This is a genomic window from Roseateles sp. GW821-FHT09G09 (assembly GCF_059415965.1).
In genome coordinates, this window is sequence record NZ_JBWKOG010000004.1 from 237,036 (window position 1) to 260,246 (window position 23,211).

A 23,211-nucleotide genomic window follows, 5' to 3' on the forward strand; every position below is an offset into this window, starting at 1 on the left:
TCGCGGCCATGTCGCCCGCCCCAGCCGCCACGGTGTCCGCCGGTGCCCTGGGCGCCGATGCCGGACCCGCCAATCGCCCCGCTCCCGACGCAGCGCTGACGCGCGGCCGGTTCCGCTTGTCCGGCTTGCATTGCGCCACCTGCGCCGGGCTGGTCGAGTCCCTGCTTCAGACGCAACGTGGCGTGCGGTCGGCGGAGGTCCAGCCGGCCACCCAGACGCTGATGCTGGACTGGCGGCCGGAACTCGTGACGCTGGCGCAGTTGCGACAGGTGCTCGCGCCGGCGGGCTACGACTTCGTCCCCGACCTCGCCGGGCCCGCCCGCGACCTGCGCCGTCGCGAGCATCGCCAGGCGCTCTGGCGCTTGTTCGTCGCCGCCTTCCTGATGATGCAGGTGATGATGCTGGCGTGGCCGTCCTATGTCGCCGCGCCCGGCGAACTGGCGCCCGACCAGGCCGCGCTGCTGCGCTGGGGCCAGTGGGTGCTGACGCTGCCGGTGATGCTGCTGGCCGCCGGGCCCTTCTTCCGCGCGGCGCTGAGCCAGCTTCGCGGACGGCGGCTGGGCATGGACGTGCCGGTGGCGCTCGGCCTGGCCGTCGCCTTCGTGGCCGGCAGCGGCGCAACGCTGGACCCCGGCGGTCCGTTCGGACACGACGTCTTCTTCGATTCGATCACGATGTTCGTGACCTTCCTGCTCGGCGCGCGCTATCTGGAATTGCGCACGCGGCATCGCGCGGCGGCGGCGATCGAACAGGCCACGGAGGCGCTGCCGGAGGACGTCGAACGGCTGCGGCCGGATGGCGCCACGGAGCGCGTGGCGATCGAGGCGCTGGTGGTTGGCGATCGGGTCCGTGTGGCGGCCGGCCAGCGCATGCCGGCCGATGCGATCGTCGAGGCCGGCGCCGGTGCGGCCGACGAATCGCTGCTGACCGGCGAGTCGCGTCCGGTCGCGAAGGCGCCCGGCGATGCCGTGCTCGCGGGCAGCCTGAACCTGGCCGGCGTGCTCACGCTGCGCGTGCGCCATGTCGGCGAGCAGACGCGCCTCGCCGGCATCCGCCGGCTGATGGCGCAAGCCGGCCAGGACCGGCCGACGACGCCGCGCATGTCGGATCGCGTGGCGGGCGGGTTCCTCGCCGCCGTGCTGGGGCTCGCCGGTGCGGCCGCGTTCGCGTGGCAAGCCGTCGACCCGTCGCGGTCGGTGGCGGTCGCCGTGTCGGTGCTCATCGTCACCTGTCCCTGCGCGCTGTCGCTGGCGGCGCCGGCGGCGTGGGTCGCCGCCGCGGGTGCGCTCGCCCGACGCGGCCTGCTGCTGTCGCGGCTCGACGCCATCGAGTCGCTGGCCGACATCGACCGGATCGTGATGGACAAGACCGGCACACTGACGGATCCCGTTCCGCGCCTGAGCCGCTTGTCTCACGAAGTGCCGGATGCAGAGGCCATCGCGGCCGCCGCGCGGCTTGCCGGGGGATCGCTGCATCCGCTGTCGCGCGCACTGGCGGCGACGCTTCCCGCGCCATCCGGCGCCAACGACGGATGGACCATCGAGGAGTTCAGTGGCAGAGGCCTGGAAGGGCTGGACGCCCGCGGGCTGCGATGGCGTCTCGGTTCGCCGCCATGGGCCGCCGGCGAAATCCGCTGGCCGGGCACGGGGCCGGAGTCGTCCGACGCCCAGATCGTCCTGAGCTGCGAGGGCAGGGTGCGCGCCGCGTGGCGCGTGGACGAACGCCTGCGCGCTGGCGCATCGGCGGCGATCGATGACTGGCACGCGATGAGCCTCGCGGTCGAGCTGCTGTCGGGCGATGCGCCCGCACGGGTCGAGGCCGCGGCGAAGGAGGCCGGGATCGTGCCGTGGCGCGGCGGCGCCAGACCGGAGGACAAGCTCCAGCACCTCACCGCGTTGCAAGCGCGCGGCCACCGCGTCCTGATGATCGGCGACGGCATCAACGACGCGCCGGTGCTCGCGCGAGCCCAGGTGTCGATCGCGATGGGGCAGGGCGCCGACCTGGCGAAGGCGCGCGCCGACGCCGTGCTGATCTCGGATCGGCTCGACGCGATCACGGCCGCGTTGCGGCTCGCCGCACGCACGCGCCGCGTCGTGCGCCAGAACTTCGCGTGGTCGGCGCTCTACAACGCGGTGTGCGTGCCGATGGCGTTGGTCGGCTGGTTGCCGCCATGGGCCGCGGGCCTGGGCATGGCCACGAGCTCGCTGCTCGTCGTCGCCAATGCCGCGCGGCTCGGCCGCGACGCGGCCGTGCGGCCGCTCCGCGTTCGAACGGCCTGAACCCCTTGAGCGAAGACGCCCCATGGACATCCTCTATCTGCTGATCCCCTTGTCGGTGGTGCTCGTGCTGCTGGTGCTGGCCGTGTTCGGTTGGGCCGTGCAGCACGGTCAACTCGAGTCGCTGGACCGGGAAGGTCAACGAATCCTCGAGGACGACGCGTTAGCTTGACGCGCGTCAACACGCGCTTCGAGACGGCGCCGAACAATTGCTGGCATCGGCGCAACAAGCGCCTCGAGGAGCCAGCATGGCAAGCAAATCAGAGTCGGAGGGAGGACGCGCCATCACACCCGGTGATGCGCCCGGTGATGCGCCCAGCTACGAGGACGGCGTGGTCCGCGCGTTCTCGCTGGCCGCGGTGCTGTGGGGCGTGGTCGGGATGGGGGTCGGCGTGATCATCGCCGCGCAGCTCGCCTGGCCGGAGTTGAACTTCGGCATCCCCTGGCTGAGCTACGGCCGCCTGCGGCCGCTGCACACCAACGCGGTGATCTTCGCCTTCGGCGGCTGCGTGCTGATGGCCACCGCCTTCCATGTCGTGCAGCGCACGGGCCATGTGCGGCTCTTCGCGCCGGCGCTGGCCTGGTTCACCTTCTGGGGGTGGCAGCTGGTGATCGTGCTGGCCGCGATCACGCTGCCGCTGGGCCTGACGACCGGCAAGGAATACGCCGAGCTCGAATGGCCGATCGACCTCCTCATCGCGGTCGTCTGGGTGTCCTACGCGATCGTCTTCTTCGGCACGATCGGCGTGCGGCGCGTGCGCCACATCTACGTGGCCAACTGGTTCTTCGGCGCCTTCATCATCGCCGTCGCGCTGCTGCACATCGTCAACAGCGCCGAGATCCCGGTGTCGCTGACCAAGAGCTACTCCGCCTATGCCGGCGTGCAGGACGCGATGGTGCAGTGGTGGTACGGCCACAACGCGGTCGGCTTCTTCCTCACGGCGGGCTTCCTCGGGCTGATGTACTACTACATCCCCAAGCAGGCCAACCGCCCCGTCTACAGCTACCGGCTCTCCATCGTCCACTTCTGGGCGCTGATCTTCACCTACATGTGGGCGGGTCCCCACCACCTGCACTACACGGCGCTGCCCGACTGGGCGCAGAGCGTGGGCATGCTGTTCTCGCTGGTGCTGCTGGCGCCGAGCTGGGGCGGGATGATCAACGGCGTCATGACCCTGAGCGGCGCCTGGCACAAGCTGCGCGACGACCCGATCCTGAAGTTCCTCATCGTCGCGCTGTCCTTCTACGGCATGTCGACCTTCGAGGGGCCGATGATGTCCATCAAGACCGTCAACGCGCTCTCGCACTACACCGACTGGACCGTCGGCCACGTGCACAGCGGCGCGCTCGGCTGGGTGGGCTTCATCTCGATGGGCGCGCTGTACCACCTGATCCCGCGCATGTACGGCCGCGTCGAGATGTACTCGAAGCGCGCCATCGAGCTGCACTTCTGGATCGCCACGCTGGGCATCGTGCTCTACATCGCCGCGATGTGGATCGCCGGCGTGATGCAGGGCCTGATGTGGCGCGCGGTGAACCCGGACGGCACGCTGACCTGGACCTTCGCCGAAGGCGTCAAGGCCACCTATCCGTTCTACGTGGTGCGTCTGCTCGGCGGCCTGCTGTACCTCGGCGGCATGGGCCTGATGGCCTGGAACGTCGTGATGACGGTCCGCGTCGGCCGGCCCGCCCGTCATCCCATTCCCGGCGCCGCGCTCGCGGCCGCCGCCTGATCGCCCGTCAAGGAGCCCGTCATGGCCCACCCCCATGCCCCCGCCCGCGGTCACGAGCGCATCGAGACCAGCAACTTCCTGATGATCGTGCTGGTGCTGCTGACGGTGATCGTCGGCGGCATCGTCGAGATCGTCCCGCTGTTCTTCCAGCGCTCCACGACGCAGCCGGTCGAGCACCTGAAGCCCTACACGCCGCTGCAGCTCGCCGGCCGCGACGTGTACATCCGCGAGGGTTGCTACAACTGCCACTCGCAGATGATCCGTCCGCTGCGCGCGGAGACGCTGCGCTACGGCCACTACTCGGTGGCCGGCGAGTTCGTCTACGACCACCCCTTCCAGTGGGGCAGCAAGCGCACCGGGCCGGACCTGGCGCGCGTCGGCGGCAAGTACAGCGACGAGTGGCACCGCCTGCACCTGACCAACCCGCGGGACCTGGTGCCCGAGTCCAACATGCCCGCCTACGCGTGGCTGGCCGGCGCGGCGCTCGATCCGAAAGAGCTGGCGCCGAAGATGCGCGGGCTGCGGACCGTCGGCGTGCCCTACACCGACGAGCAGATCGCCCGCGCGGCCGACGAGGTCCGGGGCCGCACCGAGATGGACGCGGTCGTCGCCTACCTGCAGGTGCTGGGCACCGCGCTCAAGCCCTGATCGGAGGACCCCATGCCCGACATGGATCTGAATGCGCTGCGCTCCGCGGTGACGGTGGTGTCGCTGCTGGTGTTCGTCGGCATCGTCGTCTGGGCCTACGCCCGGCACAACCGCGAACGTTTCGAAGACCTGGGCGCGCTCGTCCTGACGGACGAGGACGCGCCGCGAGGAGGTCGTCATGAGTGATTTCATTTCGGACGGCTGGTCGCTGTTCGTGGCCGCGGCGACGGTGCTGGGCCTGGCGCTGTGCCTGGCGCTGCTGATCATCGCCAGCCGCCGCAAGGTGATGGCGGAGGACAACTCCACCGGCCACGTCTGGGACGAGGACCTCCGCGAACTCAACAACCCGCTGCCGCGTTGGTGGATGGTGCTGTTCGTGCTGACGGTGGTGTTCTCGGGGCTGTATCTGGCGCTCTATCCCGGACTGGGCGCCTACGCGGGCTCGCTGAGCTGGTCCAGCTCCGGCCAGTACGAGGCCGAGCAGGCCCAGGCGCGGGCCGAGATGCACACGATCTACGCGAAGTTCGACAAAACTCCGGTGGAAGCCTTGTCGCAGGATCCGCAGGCGAAGGCCATCGGCGAGCGGCTCTTCGCCAACAACTGCGCGACCTGCCACGGCTCGGACGCCAAGGGCTCGAAGGGCTTCCCCAACCTGACCGACAACGACTGGCTCTACGGCGGCAGCGGGGACACCATCGTCCAGACCATCACGCAGGGGCGCGAGGGCACGATGCCGCCGATGGCGGCGGCGGTGGGCAGCGGCGAGGACGTGCGCAACCTCGCGCACTACGTGCTGAGCCTGTCGGGCAGTCCGCACAACTCGGTGGCGGCGGCGCTCGGCAAATCGAAGTTCAGCGCCTGCGCGGCGTGCCACGGCATGGACGGCAAGGGCAACCCGGCCCTGGGCGCGCCCAACCTCACCGACAAGGTCTGGCTGCACGGCTGGGGCGAGTCCGCCATCGTCGCCATGGTCAACAACGGCAAGCACAGCCACATGCCCGAGCACGGCTCGCGCCTGAGTCCCGAGCAGATCCGCGTGCTGGCGGGCTACGTCTGGGGACTCTCCCACGAGAAGCCGTGAAGCCTTTGAGGCATTCGCCATGAGCATGCTCGAGCCAAAGCCATGAGCCATCCTGACGTCCGGGCCGTCTCGCTCTACGAAGCCGAGGCCAAGATCTACCCCCGCGCCGTGCACGGCTGGTTCGCCGTGTGGCGCTGGGCGCTGGTCTGGGCCACGCAGCTGGTGTTCTACGGCCTGCCGTGGTTGCAGTGGAACGGGCGACAGGCGGTGCTGTTCGATCTGGCGGCGCGCCGCTTCCTGATCTTCGACCTCATCCTGTATCCGCAGGACTTCATCTACCTGACGGCGCTGCTGGTGGTGTCGGCCTTCGGGCTGTTCTTCTTCACCGCGGTGGCAGGGCGCCTGTGGTGTGGCTACGCCTGCCCGCAGACGGTCTACACGGAGATCTTCCTCTGGATCGAGCGCCACACCGAAGGCGACCGTGCCGCGCGCATCCGTCTCGACCGCGCCGGCTGGACGGCGGAGAAACTGCTGCGCAAGAGCGGCAAGCATGGGGCGTGGCTGGCGGTGTCGCTGTGGACGGGCTTCACCTTCGTCGGCTACTTCGAGCCGATCCGCGCGCTGGGGGCCGACGCGGCCGCGCTCGCGCTCGGCGGGTGGTCGCTGTTCTGGATCCTGTTCTACGGCCTGGCGACCTACGGCAACGCCGGCTACCTGCGCGAGCAGGTCTGCAAGTACATGTGCCCGTACGCGCGGTTCCAGAGCGCGATGCTCGATCGGGACACGTTGATCATCAGCTACGACACCGCGCGCGGGGACCCGCGCGGGCCGCGCTCGAAGAAGGCGGACCTGTCGACGATCGGCCTGGGCGCTTGCGTCGACTGCCAACAGTGCGTCCACGTCTGCCCGACCGGCATCGACATCCGCCAGGGACTGCAGTACGAATGCATCGGCTGCGCCGCGTGCATCGATGTCTGCAACGACGTGATGGACAAGTTCGGCTACGAACGTGGCCTGATCCGCTACGCGACGCAGAACGGCATGAGCCGAGGATGGACGGCGGCGCAGCAGTGGCGCCGCGTGTTCAGGCCGCGCGTGCTGGTGTACGGCGCGATCCTGATGCTGGTGTCCGGCGGTCTGGTCTGGAGTCTGGCCGTCCGCATGCCGTTCAAGGTCGACGTCGTGCGCGACCGGGCGACCCTGGCGCGCGAGGTCGAGGACGGCGTCGTCGAGAACCTCTACCGGTTGCAACTCATGAACGCCGCGGAATCGACGCAGCGCTTCGTCCTCGATGTGCAGGGCATCGAGGGCCTGCGCGTGGCGACGCCGTCCGGGGCCCTGACGCTCGGGCCTGCCGAGGCGCGGTGGGTCACCGTCGCGCTGCGGCTGCCGCCGGACGCCGCGCTTGCCCTGGGCACCGGCGCGCATCCGATGCGCTTCGCCATACGACGCGTCGCGTCGTCCGATGCGTCGTGCGATGCGCCGTCCGATGCGCCGTGCGATGCGCCGTCCGGGTCCGCTGCGCCTTCCGAGCGCGCGCTGCTCGAGAAATCCACCTTCGTCGTGCCGCGATGAGCGCGGCCGGATCGATCCTTCAGCCTTTCCCTCTGCACAAGGAGCGGACATGACGACCACGCGAATGACAACAACGCGAATGACGCCTCCCCGATTCAGCGTTGCGGGCCTGCCGACCAGCGGCCCTTGGTGGCGGCATCCGATGATGTGGCTGGTGGTCGGAGGCCCGACCGTGGTGGTCGTGGCCTCGATGGTGACGCTGACGCTGGCGATCACGCATCCTGATCCGGTGGTGCGGTCGACGAGTGCCGTCGACCGCAGCGGCGTCGCCGCCGATGAGAGCGACGGCGCCACGAACACGCCCGGAGGAACGCTCGCTAGAACACCTGCCAGAGCGCCGGACAGAGCGCCCGCGCTGGAGGCGCGCAACCATGCGGCGACCGGCGGCCAGGCGCGCTGACCGCGCGGGGCGGTCATGCCGTGCGGCGCACCAGCTGCAGCAGCTGTCTCGGCTTGAGCACGCGCACCTCGCGCGCGCGGACTTCGAGCAGGCCGTCGTCCTGCATCCGCGAGAAGGTGCGGCTCACCGTTTCCAGGGTCAGGCCGAGGTAGCTGCCGATCTCGTCGCGGGTCATCCGCAGGACGACGCTCGAGGAGGAGAAACCGCGCGCCCGCAGCCGACGCATCAGGTTGATCAGGAAGGTCGCCACGCGCTGCTCGGCGCGCACCGACCCGAGCAGCATCATCACGCCCTGGTCGCGGACGATCTCGCGGCTCATCAGGCGATGGAACTGGCGGCGCAGCCGGTCGACCTCCCGGGTCATGTCATCGATCCGGCCATAGGGCACGACGCAGATCTGCGAATCCTCCAGCGCCACCGCCTGGCTGGCGTAGGCGCCGCTGAAGATGCCGTCGAGACCGAGCATCTCGCCGGCCATGGGGAAACCGGTGATCTGGTCGCGACCGTCCTCCGCCGAGGCCGAGGTCTTGAAGAAGCCGGTGCGCACGATGTAGACGGCCTCGAACGGATCTCCGGGCTTGAACAGCACCGTGTTGCGCGCGACGAGGCGGCGGTCCGAGATCATGCGTTCCAGCTGGTGGACCTCGGCGGCAGGCAGGCCGGTCGGCAGACAGATCTGCCGCACCGCGCAGGTGGCGCAGGTGATCCGGGTCGCGTCGGGCAGCACGGACAGCGCAGTCAGCATCGGCGAAATGACCTGGGCTGTCGGAGTGGGCGCGGTGGCCGCAGCGGCCGCAGTGGTCCCAGCAGTCGAAGCGGGCGGAGGGGAAGGGGAGGTCAGCGTGGCGCTCGGCATGGGTTCATCGGACATGCGAGGAAGCGGGGGATTCTTTGCCGGGGCATCGACGCCGGCAATGACATCAATCAATGACGCTTTGCCAACAAAGGGTGAGGATCGGGTCCATGTGCCCTGACCCGACCCTGTGGGATTGCAGCCTCCCCGATGCCGACCTGCTGCGCCGCTTCGACATCGCCGGACCGCGCTACACCTCGTACCCGACCGCGGACCGTTTCCATGCGGGGGTCGACGCCGAGCGCCACGGCGAAGTGCTGGCGCTGCGCGCCTTCGGGCCCGCGGTGCGACAGCCGATGTCGCTCTACGTGCACATCCCGTTCTGCGAATCGGTCTGCTACTACTGCGCCTGCAACAAGGTGGTCACCCGGCACCACGAGCGCGCGGCCGCCTACGTCGACGCGCTCGAGGTCGAGATGGGGCTGGTCCACCGCCGGCTCGGCGATCGTGCGCTCGTGTCGCAGCTGCACTTCGGCGGCGGCACGCCGACCTTCCTGGCCGATCGCGAGCTGTCGATGCTGATGGCCCTGCTGCATCGCCATTTCCGCTTGACCGCGGATGCCGAGATCTCGATCGAGGTCGACCCGCGCACCATCGACGTCGCGCGATTGCGTCACCTGCGCACGCTGGGCTTCAACCGGCTGAGCTTCGGCGTGCAGGACTTCGATCCCGATGTGCAGCGCGCCGTGCATCGGGTGCAGAGCCTGGAGAGCGTCGCCGCGTTGATGGGCGCCTCGCGGGACCTGGGGTTCCGGTCGATCAATGTCGACCTGATCCATGGCCTGCCGCTGCAGACGCCGGCCTCGTTCGCGCGGACCGTCGAGCAGGTCGCCATGCTGCGGCCGGACCGCATCGCGCTCTACGGCTACGCGCACCTGCCGCACCGCTTCAAGCCGCAGCGCCGCATCGAGCCTGCCGCGCTGCCGCCGCCCGGCGACAAGCTGCGCATGCTGTCCGGCGCGATCGCGGGTTTCATCGCACGCGGCTACCGCTACATCGGCATGGACCACTTCGCGCTCGCCGACGACCCGCTGGCCGTGGCGAAGCGCGAAGGGCGGCTGCATCGCAACTTCCAGGGCTACAGCACGCAGCCGGACTGCGACCTCGTGGCGCTGGGCGTGTCGGCGATCTCCAAGGTCGGTGCCGCCTTCGCGCAGAACGTGAAGACCCTGCCCGAGTACTACGCCGCCTTGCGCGAAGGTCGGCTGCCGGTGGACCGCGGCCTGGTGCTCGACCAGGACGACCTGGTGCGTCGCGACGCGATCATGGCGCTGATGTGCCAGGGCCGGCTGGACTTCGAGCCGATCGAGCGCTCGCACGGCATCGTCGCCACCGAGTACTTCGCGACGGAACTGGAGCGCCTGCGTCCGATGGCGGAGGACGGACTCGTCACGATCGAGGCGCGTGCCGTGCAGGTGACGACCATGGGCTGGTTCTTCGTGCGGGCGGTGGCGATGGTGTTCGACCGTTATCTGAAGCCGCCCGGCACCCGGGAGGCACCCGGCGAAGCGCCGCTGCGCTTCTCGCGCATCCTCTGAAGTCGACGGCAGGGTCGGGATGCTCTCGCTGGCACTTGCAGGCACCGCGTTCGTGATAGGCGCCGCCGGCAGCCTGCACTGCGCGGCGATGTGCGTCGCGCCCTGCGCGGCGGTGACCGGGGGGCGGCGAGGCGGCATCGCCGCCTTCCAGGCCGGAAGGCTGCTGGGATACGCGGTGGGCGGGGCGGTGGTCGCGGCCAGCGTCGGCGGCCTGCTGCGCTGGGAGTCGGCCTCGGGGGCGTTGCGTCCGCTGTGGCTGATGGTGCACCTCGCGGCATTGGCGATGGGGGCCTTCCTCGTCTGGCGCGCGGCGCCGCCGCGATGGGTCCTGCGCATGTGGACGACCCGTGCGGCTGCGGCGGTCGGGATTCCGGTCGCGTCGCTCGGCGCAGGCCCGGGCGCGGTCGCGCTGTCTCCGGCGCGCATGGCCGGCGCCGGCTTGGCCGGCCTGGCGTGGCTGGCCTGGCCCTGCGGCTTGCTGCAATCGGCGCTGACGGTCGCGGCGCTCGCGGAAGGTCCCTGGCAGGGCGCGGGCGTGATGGCGGCCTTCGCCCTCGGTTCGTCGCCCGGGCTGCTCGCGGGGCCCTGGCTGCTGGCCCGCTTGGCCCGCCTCGGCCGGGTGAGTGGGGGCGGCGGCCTGGCGGGCGGCTCGGGTGTGCGAATCGCGACCCGTTTGTCGGGGGCCATGCTGGCCGCGGGGGCGCTCTGGGCGCTCGGTCACGGCCTGTGGACGCAGATCCGCGCGTACTGCGGCTGAAGCTCCGAGGGACATGGGCCCGGCATCAGCCGATTGAAAGTTTCGCTGTCATAGAATCAACGCTTCCGGTTTACCCCAAACCACCCACGCGACTCGCGGAGACGACTCCATGTACCAGCACATCAAGGTGCCCGAGGGCGGCCAGAAGATCACGGTCAACGCCGACTTCTCGCTCAACGTTCCGAACAACCCGATCATTCCTTACATCGAGGGTGACGGCACCGGCTTCGACATCACCCCGGTGATGATCAAGGTGGTGGACGCGGCCGTGGCGAAGGCTTACGGCGGCGCCAAGAAGATCCACTGGATGGAGATCTACGCCGGCGAGAAGTCGACGAAGGTCTACGGCCCCGACGTGTGGCTGCCCGAAGAGACGCTGACGGTCCTGAAGGACTACGTGGTCTCGATCAAGGGCCCGCTGACGACGCCGGTCGGCGGCGGCATCCGCTCGCTGAACGTCGCGCTGCGCCAGGAACTGGACCTGTACGTCTGCCTGCGCCCGGTGCGCTGGTTCGAAGGCGTGCCGTCGCCGGTCAAGGAACCGCACAAGACGGACATGGTCATCTTCCGTGAGAACTCGGAAGACATCTACGCCGGCATCGAATTCGAAGCCGAGAGCGAGAAGGCCAAGAAGCTGATCAAGATCCTGCAAGAGGAATTCGGCGTCAAGAAGATCCGCTTCCCGGAGACCTCGGGCATCGGCGTGAAGCCGGTGTCGCGCGAAGGCACGGAGCGTCTGGTCCGCAAGGCCATCCAGTACGCGATCGACAATGACAAGCCCAGCGTGACGATCGTGCACAAGGGCAACATCATGAAGTTCACCGAAGGTGGCTTCCGTGACTGGGCCTATGCGCTGGCGCAGAAGGAATTCGGCGCGGAGCTGATCGACGGCGGCCCGTGGTGCAAGTTCAAGAACCCGAAGACCGGCAAGGACATCGTGGTCAAGGACAGCATCGCTGACGCGTTCCTGCAGCAGATCCTGCTGCGTCCGGCCGAGTACTCGGTCGTGGCGACGCTGAACCTGAACGGCGACTACATCTCCGACGCGCTGGCGGCGCAGGTCGGCGGCATCGGCATCGCCCCGGGCGCGAACCTCAGCGACTCCGTCGCGATGTTCGAAGCCACCCACGGCACGGCGCCGAAGTACGCGGGCAAGGACTACGTGAACCCGGGTTCCGAGATCCTGTCGGCGGAAATGATGCTGCGCCACATGGGCTGGACCGAAGCGGCCGACCTGATCATCTCGTCGATCGAGAAGTCGATCCTGTCGAAGAAGGTCACGTACGACTTCGCCCGCCTGCTGGACGGCGCGACCCAAGTGTCGTGCTCGGGCTTCGGTCAGGTGATGATCGAGAACATGTGATCGACGACAGCCCGGGCTTGAACCGGGCTGCGATCAAGAACCCCAGTGCGCGAAAGCGCCTGGGGTTTTTTCGTTTCTGAGCGGCGCGGGACCCGCGCTTGCCATCGCATGAACATCCATCCCATCAAGGAGTGTTCATGCGACACCAACTCTTCCCGGGGCGCACCCTCATCGCAGCGGGCGTTCTCGCCGCGGTTGCGCTGACCGGATGCTCGACCAACAAGGTCGAGACCGCCTCCCAGCTCGGCGAAAGCCGAGGCGCGCTCGATGCCGCTCAGACCAGCATCGGCGCCGGCGATTCGCCGGATCTGGTCGTGGCCCGCGCGCGTCTGGCTGAAGCCCAGGAGGCCCAGAAGAAGGGCGATCACGCGCTCGCCCGCCGCAAGGCCGACGAGGCCGAAGCCGCTGCCGCCTTGGCACGCTCGAAGTCCGCGCGCGATCGGTCGGAGAAGGCCGCGGCCGAACTCGACCGCAGCCTCTCGACCTTGCGCGAGGAACTCAATCGAGGCTCGGTCCCCGCCGCGCCCGGCCGTTGAGATCGCAGCGACTTCCACCCTGAGGAGATACCATGAATCGATACTGGAATATCGCTGGCGGACTCACTGCGCTGGCGCTGGCCGCCTGCTCGTCGGTCCCCGTCCCGCATGCGGGCCTCGAAGCCGCCAAACGCGATTACTCGCAGGCCAGCAGCGACCCGAACACCAGCCGTTACGCCGCCACGGAACTCGCGAAGGCCAGGGAGTCCCTGGACCGCGCCGACTTCGCCTGGCGGGAGCGCAAGGACCCGTCCGAGATCGATAGCGCCGCCACCGTCGCCTCGCAGCGCGCCCAGACGGCAATGAACCTGGCCGCGGCACGCGCCGCCGACGCGAAGGTCGAATCGGCCGGACTCGAACGCGAACGCCTGCGCGCCGAGGTCCGTACCCGTCAGGCCCAGGTGGCCCAAGGTCAGGCACAGGTCGCCCAGGGCCAGGCCGCGACTGCCGAAGCAGCCGCCGTCGCGGCTTCCGAACGCGCCAACCGCCTGCAGCGCGAGCTTGCGGAGATCCAGGCCAAGCCCACCCCGCAAGGCCTCGTCGTGATGCTGCAGGACGTCCTGTTCGACACCGGCAAGGCGACGCTCAAGGAAGGCGCCTACAGCCGCCTGGACACGCTGTCCTCGGCGCTGCGCAACCATCCGGAACGCCGCATCCTGATCGAAGGCTTCACCGACAGCACGGGCAGCGCGGAGAGCAACCTCGCCCTGTCCCGCGCCCGCGCGGAATCGGTGCGGGATGCCCTGGCCAAGCGGGGTGTGGACGCGGGCCGGATCGACGTCCGCGGCAACGGCGAGGCGCGTCCCGTCGCCTCCAACGACAACGCCGCAGGGCGTCAGCAGAACCGGCGCGTGGAGATCGTTTTCTCCGACGAACGCGGCGCGTTTGCCGGGGGACGCTGAAATCGGTAGGTCCGGGCGAGGAATGGGGCGTCCGGGCGCCCCATTGCTCGAGCGATTCCTTGACCGATCCTCGGTCGATGTTTCCTTCTGACCACAGGGTCGTCGGCTTGCGCCCCGATCGCGGCGGCCGCCGCCACGCGGGTCACTGGCCATCGCCGAAAAGCAGAAAGCCCGCTTGCGCGGGCTTTCCTGCGTGCGAGTCAGATCAGCGGAAGTGGTTCAAGCCGCAGCCGCCTGCTGCCCGGCGTGGGCTTCCGCCAACAGCGGCATGCCCAGGGGCGCGCCCAGCGGCGGGGCGTCCGCGGCGTCACCGCCTTCGCCTCCGTCACCACCGTCCAAGGGACGGATGTTCTGCGCCAGTTGCCCCTTGGGCCCCTGGACCAGCTCGTAACTCACCTTGCCGCCTTGTTTCAGCGTCCGGAAGCCGTCCATCTGAATGGCTGAGAAGTGCGCGAAAACGTCGCCCCCGCCTTGTTCCGGTTCAATGAAGCCAAACCCTTTGGCATCGTTGAACCACTTGACCGTGCCTGTTGCCATGTTCTTCTCCATCCCGGTGTCTTTCTCGCACCGGGGCGGATTCTCAAATCCGTGTCAAGTCAGTGTCAATTGAGGAACTCCCCGGGGTCAGGAGGCGCGAAGGTGACAAACTCGGGGCATTGACAGGTGGAAGCCTGTCCCCATGTAGGGTGCTCCCGCTGTTTATAGAATCGGTTCATGCCATTGTTTGCCCAACAGCCCCCACCCGCGGGACCCCCGCCCGGCCCTCAGCCGCCGGGTCCGGAGGACGGTGGGAATTCCACCACGCTGGAGCGTGTCGCTCAGAAGACGGAGCCGCCGCGCCTGTACCAGGTGCTGATGCTCAACGATGACTTCACACCGATGGAGTTTGTGGTGATGGTCTTGCAGGAATACTTCCGCCATGACCTGGATACGGCCACCCAGATCATGTTGAAGATCCATCACGACGGTCGAGGCGTCTGCGGTGTTTTCACCAAGGACGTCGCGGCCACCAAGGTCGAAATGGTGCTGGCGGCCGCACGGCGCGCCGGTCACCCCCTGCAGTGCATTATGGAGGCCGCATGATTGCGCAAGAGCTTGAAGTCAGCCTGCACATGGCGTTTGTCGAAGCGCGCCAGCAGCGCCACGAGTTCATCACCGTGGAACACCTGCTGATGGCGCTGCTGGACAACCCGTCCGCGGCGGAGGTGCTGCGCGCATGCGCAGCGAACATAGAAGACCTGCGCAAGTCGCTTGCGCAGTTCATCAAGGAGAACACGCCGACCGTGGGGGGCACCGACGAGGTGGACACCCAGCCCACGCTCGGGTTCCAGCGCGTGATCCAGCGCGCGATCATGCACGTCCAGTCGACCGGCAACGGCAAGAAGGAAGTGACCGGTGCCAACGTGCTGGTCGCGATCTTCGGCGAGAAGGACTCGCACGCCGTCTACTACCTGCACCAGCAGGGCGTGACGCGGCTGGACGTCGTCAACTTCATCGCCCACGGCATCAAGAAGAGCGAGCCGCCCGAGCCCCCGAAGGGCCCGGAAGGCAACGGTGCCGAGTCCGAGCGCGAGGAGGGCGAGGGCGGTCAGGGCCAGGGCGGCGGCAAGGGCAGCCCGCTCGAGCAGTTCACCCAGAACCTCAACCAGCTCGCCCGCGACGGCAAGATCGATCCGCTGATCGGCCGCGAGCTCGAGGTCGAACGCGTGGTGCAGATCCTGTGCCGCCGCCGCAAGAACAACCCGCTGCTGGTCGGCGAGGCCGGCGTGGGCAAGACCGCCATCGCGGAAGGCCTGGCCTGGCGCATCACCGAGGGCCAGGTGCCCGACGTGCTGGCCGAGGCGGTGGTCTATTCGCTGGACATGGGCGCGCTGCTGGCGGGCACCAAGTACCGCGGCGACTTCGAGCAGCGTCTCAAGGCGGTGATCAAGCAGCTCAAGGACCAGCCCGGCGCGATCCTGTTCATCGACGAGATCCACACCCTGATCGGCGCCGGCGCGGCGTCGGGCGGCACGCTGGACGCGAGCAACCTGCTGAAGCCGGCCTTGTCGTCGGGCCAGCTGAAGTGCATCGGCGCGACCACCTTCAGCGAGTACCGCGGCATCTTCGAGAAGGACGCGGCCTTGTCGCGGCGCTTCCAGAAGGTCGACGTGGTCGAGCCGACTGTCGACCAGACCGTCGAGATCCTCAAGGGCCTGAAGTCCCGCTTCGAGGAGCATCACAGCGTCAAGTACGCGCTGACCGCGCTGCAGGCGGCGGCGGAGCTCTCGGCCAAGTACATCAATGACCGTCATCTGCCCGACAAGGCGATCGACGTCATCGACGAGGCCGGCGCCGCCCAGCGCGTGCTTCCGAAGAGCAAGCAGAAGAAGACCATCACCCGCGCGGAGGTCGAGGACATCGTCGCCAAGATCGCGCGCATCCCGCCGGCCTCGGTGTCGTCGGACGATCGCGGCAAGCTCAAGAGCCTGGACCGCGACCTGAAGAGTGTCGTCTTCGGCCAGGATCCGTCCATCGACGCGCTGGCCGCGGCCATCAAGATGGCGCGCTCGGGCCTGGGCAAGCCGGACAAGCCGATCGGCTCCTTCCTGTTCAGCGGCCCGACGGGCGTGGGCAAGACGGAAGTCGCCAAGCAGCTGGCCTACATCCTGGGCATCGAGCTGATCCGCTTCGACATGTCCGAGTACATGGAGCGTCACGCCGTCAGCCGCCTCATCGGCGCGCCTCCGGGCTACGTGGGCTTCGACCAGGGCGGTCTGCTGACCGAGGCGATCACGAAGAAGCCGCACGCGGTGCTGCTGCTCGACGAGATCGAGAAGGCGCATCCGGACGTCTTCAACGTGCTGCTGCAGGTCATGGACCACGGCACGCTGACCGACAACAACGGACGCAAGGCTGACTTCCGCAACGTGATCATCATCATGACCACGAACGCGGGGGCCGAGGCGATGACCAAGTCGACGATCGGTTTCACGACCAAGCGCGAGCAGGGCGACGAGATGGCCGACATCAAGCGCCTGTTCACGCCGGAGTTCCGCAACCGTCTGGACGCGATCGTCAACTTCGGCGCGCTGAACGAGGACATCATCCTGCGGGTGGTGGACAAGTTCCTGCTGCAGCTCGAAAGCCAGCTGGCCGAGAAGAAGGTCGAGGTCACCTTCAGCGACGCGCTGCGCAAGCACCTCGCCGCCAAGGGCTTCGACCCGCAGATGGGCGCGCGTCCGATGCAGCGGCTCATCCAGGACACCATCCGTCGCGCGCTGGCCGACGAACTGCTGTTCGGCCGCCTGATCGACGGCGGCCGCCTCAGCGTGGATGTCGACGAGAAGGGCGAGGTCCAGCTGGACATCACGCCCAACAAGAAGGACAACAAGCCCAAGTCCGAGCCGGCGACGGCGGACTGAGTCCGGCGCTGACATAAGATCCCCGGCGTGCCCGCAAGGCGCGCCCGGCCTCCGAAGGCCGCTGCGGCAACCGCCTCAGCGGCCTTTGTTTCGTCCGGACGCCGCGGACGATGGAGGGAGAGACATGAAACAGCATTTGATCGGTGCGCTGATCGCGGCGGCGGCGGCGGCCGGTCCGGCGGCGGCGCAGCGCGGCGGCGACCTCGACTGGTATCGCGAGAACCCCGAGCCCGTGGTGCAGCGCACGCCCATCCGCGAGGCCGCGTTGGCCCTGGCGCCCGGCGAGCGTGTGCTTTCGCTGGCGGTATCGCGCCTGGAGCCCGTGGCCGCGGTGGCGCTGTCGGCCGGCGGGCGGAGCCGTCTCGTGCTGTGGGACCTGCGCCAGCCGGACCGGCTCTCGCCCTTGACGCTGCCCGACCCGGGGCCTGACGGCGCCATCTCGGCGGTCGCCTTCCATCCGACGAAGCCGCTGCTCTACGCCTCGGTGAAGGTGAAGGACCAGTGGCAGCTCAAGGAGCTGGACATGCGGACCTGGCGATGGGGTGTGTCGGCCGTCGCGCGTTCCGCGTTGCCCTTCAACGACCTGCGGGTCTCGCCGCTGCCGTTCACCGTCAGCCCGGGCGGGCCCGCGCATCGCCTGTATTTCTCGGTGTTCCAGGCCGGCATCGGGTTCGGCACCGGTTCGGTGGCGACCACTGGCCACCGGTACTACCTGTTCCATGGCACGAAGCCGCTGCCGGTGGCCGCGCGATCGAGTGCCATGGACGTGCGCGACGGGGATGACCGTGCCCCGCCGCTCGTCGCAGACGTCGCCGCGCGACCGGTGTCGTTCCATCCGCAAGGCACGCGGATGGTGCTGCAGGACGCCAAGGGTTGCTGGATCGAGCTTGCCCACGTGGCCGACGACTGGCGGACCGTCAGTGGTCAGGACTCGACGGCGGCGCCATCGCGACTGCGGCAGGCGTTTCCGAAGGCGCTCGCCTGCGGCACTGGCGAAGGCGAGTTCCTGCCCAACGGGCTCGGCTGGATCCATTGGCGGCCGAGCGACCCGGGTGTGACCCTGACGATCGGCGAAGCGACCGCGCGGCTCGCCGGTGACCTTCGCTTCGCCAGTGCGCCGCGGCTCACGGCCGACGGGGCGGTGCTCGTCGGGGTGACAGACGCGGCGCAAGTCCTGACCCTGCGCGCGCGACCGGTGTCGATCGCGCTGGCCGACGTGGTCAACGCCGGCATGCTGAACACCGACGCCGAACTGCGCCTGGTGGTGCGCCACGACGGCCTGCTCACGCGCGAGCCCCATGAGCAGATGCACCTGTTCTACGACGTCGAGAACTACGAGGTGCGGTCCCAAGCCGACGACCCCGCCTATCCCTACCTGGTGACGACCGACCTGTTCTGGGAGCTGTTCGCGGCAGCCTACGAGAACCTCTTCACCGTCTCCGAGGACGAGACCGCGATCCCGGCCTTCACCGAGGCGGTGCGCGCCCTGCGAGCGCGCGTCAGCGATGGGACGACGCCGCCGGGGCCGCTCGCCGACAAGATCCTGGTCGCCGCCGCACTGATGGACCTCGACGACAACAGCGAGGCGGTGCGCGCGGCCTTGACCGATCCGGAGTACCAGCCGCGCGGCAACTACCTGCGCTCGAAGCTGGCGGCGCGTTACTTCACCGCGATGCGGATGCTGACCTTCCCGAAGAACGGGCCCAGGACCGGAGCGGGCGTGGGAGTGGGAGTGGGCGCGGATGCCGACGAGGCGGCCGAGTGGGCCCGGCTGCCCGAGGCCGTGCGCGCGCCGCTGCGGCGTTGGGTGGGAACCTATCTGCCCTTCATCGCGGGGACGCGCGGCGAGACCGTCCTGCCGGTCGGGGCCACGGTGCCGCCGTATGCAAAAAATCCGCTGACCAAGAAGCGGCTGTTCCCGCTGAGCTGGGGCCTGGACAACGAGATCCTGGACCGCGTCGTGCTGCACACCGATCGCGAGGGCCGCGAGCGGGTGCAGCGGATGCTGCCGAGCGGCCTCGATGTCGCGACCGTGTTCGGCAACGCGCTCGCGCGCTCGGTGCTGGTGGCCGAGTTCTCGAAGGTGAGCAACTACCAGGCGCAGATCGACGAGCTCTCCGCGCTGTTCCAGGCGGAACGGGCCTCGCCGGCGCTCAACGAGGGGCTCTACAACGCGTGGCTGCAGGGCCTGGCGGTGCAGTGGGCCCCGCGCGCGCCGATCCCGGGCACGCGCAGCCCGGCCTTGTGGGACGCCAAGCGTCTGCAGACCGGCCTCGCCTCGTGGGCGACGCTGCGGCACGCGACGCTGCTGGTCAACGACAAGTCGGGGGCCGAAGGCGGCGAGGGCGGTCCGAGCTTCGAGTTCCTCGTGCGGCGTCCGCCGCGGGGGTCGGTCGAGCCCGATCCCGAGACCTTCCTCGCGATCGCGGGCCTGTTCGAGCGCGCGCAGGGCGTGCTGGAGACCGTCGCCGTCGACTGGCGCTCGCGCCCCGCGCAGGCGCTGCGGGACGGCGTGCGTCGGACGCTCGTCGAGTCGCGGGACATGGTGCGCGACTTCGCCCGCATGGCGCGCTCGGCGCGCGACGGCGCGCCGCTGAGCGACGAGGACGCCATCGAGATCCAGGCGGTGGGGCGCTCGATGGAGCATCCCTACCTGGTCTTCAAGAGCGCCCAGACGCGGCGGACGTCGGAGAAGGAGCCCTATGGCCTGTCCGATCCGGATCCGCTGCCCAAGGTGGCGGATGTCGCCGACAACACCGAGACCGGGCAGACGCTGCTGGTGGGCGTGGGCGCCGTCGGCGGCTGGCAGCAGGCGATGCCGTTCCACGGGCTGCGCCAGTTGTCGAAGGGCGCCGTCTACACCTACCGCGAGACGGTGCAGCCCGGGCCGATCAACGATCAGCAATGGCGTCTGCTCGAACCCAGGCTGCCGGTGCCGGACTGGCTGCGGGCCTACACGGCGCCGGGGGGCACGACCGCGTCGGTGCCCAAGAGCGGGCGATGAGCCGACGTCCGGCGCGGTCTCGCACCGGCGGGATGCGGCGAGTCGTGGGGGGCATCGTCCTCGCGGCGAGCACGCTGGGATCGGCGTGGGCGGGCGAAGGACCGGGACCCGCTCACATCACCTTCGCGGGCGACGTGATGCTGGCGCGTCTCGTCGGCAACGCCCTGCGTCGCGCGGCCGGCGGCCCGACTCCGTGGACGCCGCTCGCCGCCAAGGGGGAGCTCGGCCTCCTCGTCGGCAACTTCGAAGGCGCCATCGGCGATCCGGACGATTGCCCGAAGGGACAGGTGCTGTGCTTTGCCACCGAGGCCGCGTGGCTGACGACGGCGCGAGCCGCCGGTTTCGATCTGCTCGGCCACGAGAACAATCATGCTGGCGACACCGGCGCCGACGGCCGTCGGCGCACGCGTGAGGCCATCGCGCAGGCCGGCATGACGCCGTTGAACTTCGACGACGGTCCCGCATTCCTGGAGATCGGCGGGCGGACGCTGGCGATCGTGACGCTGAGTCGCCTGGCGGCGGCGGACCGCGAGGCGCAGCCCCTCGATGTCGCGCTCGAACAGCAACTGGCCACCGCCCGCCAACTGGCTGATGCGGTGGTGGTCTACGTGCACTGGGGGACCGAGCTGGCCGGCTGGCCCTCGCGCGCGCAGTACGACGACGCGGCGGCGTTGCAGGCGCTCGGCGCGGACGTCATCGTCGGCCATCACCCGCACGTCGTGCAGCCGCCGGAATGCGTCGAGGGGCGCCCGGTGTTCTTCTCGCTCGGCAACCACGTCTTCGATCAGAAGTACGCCGACGCCAAATCCGGTCTGCTCGCGCAATGCGGCTGGACCGCCGACGGGGACCTGAACTGCACCGGGCTGCGCACGGCGATGGTCGGTGGCGGCTTCTTTCCTCAGCGCACGGGCGAGCGCTTGCCGGTGTGCGCCGCGCCGTCGTACCCGCGCCTGACGATCGACGGCATCGCGGTCTCCGCCGGTGCGCGCGAGCTCGTGAAGGGATCGGTGCGTCAGAAGCTCCGCTTTTCGCCGCACGACGGCGAAGCCTTCGAGGCGGTCGTCGGGCGTGTGCGCCGCGCCCAGGCGATCTCGTTGAAGACATGGAAACCGGAAGCTGTCGAGGATGCGGACGCTGATGCGAGCAAGAGCGCGAGCACGAGCACGAGCACAGGACCAGGCGCCGGCACCGGTCTGCTGCTGTTGGAAGACCGGTATTCCAACCTCGACAAACGTGTGGCGCCTCGCCCCTATGTGTATGCGCTGGACCCGCCGCCGCGTGCCGGCGGATCCGGACGGCTGCGGGCGCTGTGGCGGGGTTCCGCGCTCGCGTATCCGCTGATCGATGCGGTCGTGATGCCGTCGTCCGGGAAGGGCGACGTGCTGTGCGCGCTGCACGAGGCCAGTTCCTTCCTGGCGGGCCCCGCGGTCGTCGACGCAGGGGCGCCGACGGCGCCAGGGACGCTGACGCTGGCCTATCGCTGGAACGGCTTCGGCTTTTCGCGCGCGATGTCGGAGGTCGACCAGCGGGCCTGCGCGACGCGTTATAGAGCCGCCCTGCGCTGAAGGACAAGGGGCCGGCCTCGCGCCGGCCTCAGTCCCGTGCCGGGTCTTGCCTGAAGAACCCGGCGAGCAGCCGGTAAAGGCGAGGCTGCTCGGCGAGCAGTTCCCGCGGTGCGACGAAGAAGGCTTCGACGGCGACGGCGAAGAACTCTTCGGGGGCTTCCGCGCCGTAGGGATCGATGAGCGTGGCGACGCCCGCATCGACCTGATCGCAGAACCAGTGCCACTCGGCTTCCATCGTCGCCCCCCACTGCTGGCGCAGCGTCGGATCCTCGATGGTCGGCGCGCCGTCGGGCTCGCCGTCGCGCATGTCCAGCACGTGCGCGAACTCGTGGATCACCACGTTGTAGACCGGATCGTGTCCCTCGACGCGATCGACGGCCTCGGGCGCGATCTCGCTCCAGGCGAGCATCAGCGGCCCGCCTTCCATCGCCTCGCCGGCCAGCGTCTCGTCGTACGCGTGGACGATGCCGTCCTCGTCCATGGTCTCGCGCGCGGCGACGACCTCGCCCTCGTGCATCACGATGCCGACGAAGCCGTCATACCACGCGAGCCCCAGACGCAGCACCGGCAGGCAGGCCTGCGCGGCGACCGCCACCGCGACCTCGTCGGTGACCTCGAAGCCGTTGGCGCCGTGGAACTCCTTCGCCGCCAGGAAGAGCGAGCACAGCCGCCGCAGCTCCGCGCGATCGACCTCGCTGCGACGGGCGATGAAGGGGTACTGCGTGAGCGTGAGCTCCCACAGCGCATCGGGAATCGCGTACTGGTCGAGCAGCTTGCGCTCGCGGTGCGCGCGCCAGCGTTGGAGCAGGCCGCCGATCATGGGGCGATGGCGACCTCGGTCGCCGAACTCATCGGGGCGATGCGACGCAGGCCGCCGGCATCGAGCACGAGGACGTCGCCGCGACCGCCGCTGTGGCTGCTTTGGCCGTGCGTGCCGCCGTGGTCATAGTCCCAGTCGGACAGCACCGCGCGCGTGAGCCCGTTGCCGAGATCGTGCAGCGCCGGCCGGTGCGTGTGTCCGTGGATCAGCGTGTCGCAGCCCGACGCGCGCAGCCACGAGCGCGCCGCCTCGTCATCGACGTCGGCCCAGGTGGACGGGTCGGACTGGTGCATGCGGCTCTTCGCGCGCAGATGACGCGCCAGCGCCCGTCGCGCGAAGAGCGGCATCGCGCGCAGCGCCGCCAGCACCTCCGGCCGGCGCACGATGGCACGCGCCTTCAGGTAACCGACGTCGCCCAGGCAGAGCTGGTCGCCATGGCTCAGCAGCCACGAGCGCCCGAAGGCGTCCAGCCGGGTCGGATCGCGCAGCAGCCGCATGCCGGCGTCCGCCGCCATCGCCTCGCCCAGCGCGAAGTCGCGGTTGCCGTGCATGAAGAAGAGGGTTTTTCGCGAGGAGACCTCGCGCAGCAGATCGAGCGCGAGTTGCTCGAAGCTGCCGGCCTGCCAGCGCGCGTCGTCGCCGATCCAGGCCTCGAAGATGTCGCCGAGCAGGAAGACCGCGTCGGCGGGCGTCACCGCCAGATGGGCGCGGAACCGGGCCAGCGTCGCCGGCATGTCCGGCGACAGGTGCAGGTCGGACAGCAGGTCGATCCGCCGCCAGCCGCCCGCCGCCCGCAGCGGTGCCAGGGGCAGCACG

General features: G+C 69.4%; 21 protein-coding genes. 17 read left to right on the forward strand and 4 right to left on the reverse strand.

Annotated elements, in window-relative coordinates; genetic code table 11:
* Positions 1-8: 8 nt before the first annotated feature.
* The 8 genes from AC07O8_RS12530 (at position 9) to AC07O8_RS12565 (ending at position 7,653) form a co-directional block, all read left to right on the forward strand.
* Positions 9-2,279 (forward strand): heavy metal translocating P-type ATPase, encoded by a 2,271-nt coding sequence (locus tag AC07O8_RS12530; RefSeq protein WP_495048337.1) that lies wholly within the window; start codon positions 9-11, stop codon positions 2,277-2,279.
* A gap of 22 nt (positions 2,280-2,301) precedes the next feature.
* Positions 2,302-2,448, forward strand: coding sequence for a cbb3-type cytochrome oxidase assembly protein CcoS (gene ccoS / locus AC07O8_RS12535; RefSeq protein ID WP_495048338.1), 147 nt, complete (start codon positions 2,302-2,304; stop codon positions 2,446-2,448).
* Positions 2,449-2,524: 76 nt separating this feature from the next.
* Positions 2,525-4,009, forward strand: coding sequence for a cytochrome-c oxidase, cbb3-type subunit I (gene ccoN, locus AC07O8_RS12540; RefSeq protein ID WP_495048339.1), 1,485 nt, complete (start codon positions 2,525-2,527; stop codon positions 4,007-4,009).
* 21 nt (positions 4,010-4,030) lie between these two features.
* Complete coding sequence (gene ccoO, locus AC07O8_RS12545; protein ID WP_495048340.1) at positions 4,031-4,657, forward strand: cytochrome-c oxidase, cbb3-type subunit II; 627 nt, start codon at positions 4,031-4,033, stop codon at positions 4,655-4,657.
* Between the two features lie 12 nt (positions 4,658-4,669).
* Positions 4,670-4,843 carry a cbb3-type cytochrome oxidase subunit 3 gene (locus AC07O8_RS12550; protein WP_431102420.1) on the forward strand — a complete coding sequence of 58 codons (174 nt, stop codon included), beginning with the start codon at positions 4,670-4,672 and terminating at the stop codon, positions 4,841-4,843.
* Positions 4,836-5,738: a cytochrome-c oxidase, cbb3-type subunit III gene (gene ccoP, locus AC07O8_RS12555; RefSeq protein ID WP_495048341.1), complete on the forward strand. Its 903-nt coding sequence runs from the start codon at positions 4,836-4,838 to the stop codon at positions 5,736-5,738. The genes AC07O8_RS12550 and ccoP overlap by 8 nt, the downstream gene beginning before the upstream one ends.
* Positions 5,739-5,780: 42 nt before the next feature.
* Positions 5,781-7,253, forward strand: coding sequence for a cytochrome c oxidase accessory protein CcoG (ccoG, locus tag AC07O8_RS12560; protein WP_495048342.1), 1,473 nt, complete (start codon positions 5,781-5,783; stop codon positions 7,251-7,253).
* Positions 7,254-7,332: 79 nt separating this feature from the next.
* Positions 7,333-7,653, forward strand: coding sequence for a hypothetical protein (locus AC07O8_RS12565; protein WP_495048343.1), 321 nt, complete (start codon positions 7,333-7,335; stop codon positions 7,651-7,653).
* A gap of 13 nt (positions 7,654-7,666) precedes the next feature.
* On the opposite strand, the gene AC07O8_RS12570 is transcribed toward AC07O8_RS12565, so the two are convergent.
* A complete protein-coding gene (locus AC07O8_RS12570; RefSeq protein WP_495048344.1) occupies positions 7,667-8,398 on the reverse strand; it encodes a helix-turn-helix domain-containing protein in 732 nt (243 codons plus the stop codon).
* A gap of 218 nt (positions 8,399-8,616) precedes the next feature.
* On the opposite strand from AC07O8_RS12570, the gene hemN reads away from it, so the two are divergent.
* From hemN to AC07O8_RS12595, 5 genes are all read left to right on the forward strand, one after another.
* Positions 8,617-10,044: an oxygen-independent coproporphyrinogen III oxidase gene (gene hemN / locus AC07O8_RS12575; protein WP_495048345.1), complete on the forward strand. Its 1,428-nt coding sequence runs from the start codon at positions 8,617-8,619 to the stop codon at positions 10,042-10,044.
* A 52-nt stretch (positions 10,045-10,096) separates the two neighbouring features.
* On the forward strand, positions 10,097-10,801 hold the full coding sequence (locus AC07O8_RS12580; protein ID WP_495048346.1) for a sulfite exporter TauE/SafE family protein: 705 nt from the start codon (positions 10,097-10,099) through the stop codon (positions 10,799-10,801).
* A 109-nt stretch (positions 10,802-10,910) separates the two neighbouring features.
* Positions 10,911-12,164, forward strand: a complete 1,254-nt coding sequence (icd, locus tag AC07O8_RS12585) for an NADP-dependent isocitrate dehydrogenase (protein WP_279759129.1) — start codon at positions 10,911-10,913, stop codon at positions 12,162-12,164.
* A 137-nt stretch (positions 12,165-12,301) separates the two neighbouring features.
* Positions 12,302-12,700, forward strand: coding sequence for a hypothetical protein (locus AC07O8_RS12590; RefSeq protein ID WP_495048347.1), 399 nt, complete (start codon positions 12,302-12,304; stop codon positions 12,698-12,700).
* A 32-nt stretch (positions 12,701-12,732) separates the two neighbouring features.
* The gene (locus tag AC07O8_RS12595; protein ID WP_495048348.1) at positions 12,733-13,602 is read left to right on the forward strand and encodes an OmpA family protein; all 870 of its coding nucleotides are present in this window, start codon (positions 12,733-12,735) and stop codon (positions 13,600-13,602) included.
* A 219-nt stretch (positions 13,603-13,821) separates the two neighbouring features.
* On the opposite strand, the gene AC07O8_RS12600 is transcribed toward AC07O8_RS12595, so the two are convergent.
* Positions 13,822-14,151 carry a cold-shock protein gene (locus AC07O8_RS12600; RefSeq protein WP_495048349.1) on the reverse strand — a complete coding sequence of 110 codons (330 nt, stop codon included), beginning with the start codon at positions 14,149-14,151 and terminating at the stop codon, positions 13,822-13,824.
* Positions 14,152-14,316: 165 nt separating this feature from the next.
* Here AC07O8_RS12600 and clpS point away from each other — a divergent pair, with 165 nt between their 5' ends.
* From clpS to AC07O8_RS12620, 4 genes are all read left to right on the forward strand, one after another.
* The gene (gene clpS / locus AC07O8_RS12605) at positions 14,317-14,685 is read left to right on the forward strand and encodes an ATP-dependent Clp protease adapter ClpS (protein ID WP_088405224.1); all 369 of its coding nucleotides are present in this window, start codon (positions 14,317-14,319) and stop codon (positions 14,683-14,685) included.
* Positions 14,682-17,006 carry an ATP-dependent Clp protease ATP-binding subunit ClpA gene (gene clpA, locus AC07O8_RS12610; protein ID WP_495048350.1) on the forward strand — a complete coding sequence of 775 codons (2,325 nt, stop codon included), beginning with the start codon at positions 14,682-14,684 and terminating at the stop codon, positions 17,004-17,006. The genes clpS and clpA overlap by 4 nt, the downstream gene beginning before the upstream one ends.
* Positions 17,007-17,130: 124 nt before the next feature.
* Entirely contained in the window at positions 17,131-20,010 is a 2,880-nt protein-coding gene (locus AC07O8_RS12615) for a DUF3160 domain-containing protein (RefSeq protein WP_495048351.1), read from the forward strand.
* Positions 20,007-21,575 (forward strand): CapA family protein, encoded by a 1,569-nt coding sequence (locus AC07O8_RS12620; RefSeq protein ID WP_495048352.1) that lies wholly within the window; start codon positions 20,007-20,009, stop codon positions 21,573-21,575. Before AC07O8_RS12615 ends, AC07O8_RS12620 begins: the two co-directional genes overlap by 4 nt.
* A 28-nt stretch (positions 21,576-21,603) precedes the next feature.
* Here the strand turns inward: AC07O8_RS12620 and AC07O8_RS12625 are convergent, their stop codons facing one another.
* Both AC07O8_RS12625 and AC07O8_RS12630 read right to left on the reverse strand, forming a co-directional pair.
* The gene (locus tag AC07O8_RS12625) at positions 21,604-22,395 is read right to left on the reverse strand and encodes a M90 family metallopeptidase (protein ID WP_495048353.1); all 792 of its coding nucleotides are present in this window, start codon (positions 22,393-22,395) and stop codon (positions 21,604-21,606) included.
* A complete protein-coding gene (locus AC07O8_RS12630) occupies positions 22,392-23,210 on the reverse strand; it encodes a UDP-2,3-diacylglucosamine diphosphatase (protein WP_495048354.1) in 819 nt (272 codons plus the stop codon). Before AC07O8_RS12630 ends, AC07O8_RS12625 begins: the two co-directional genes overlap by 4 nt.
* Position 23,211: the final 1 nt, after the last annotated feature.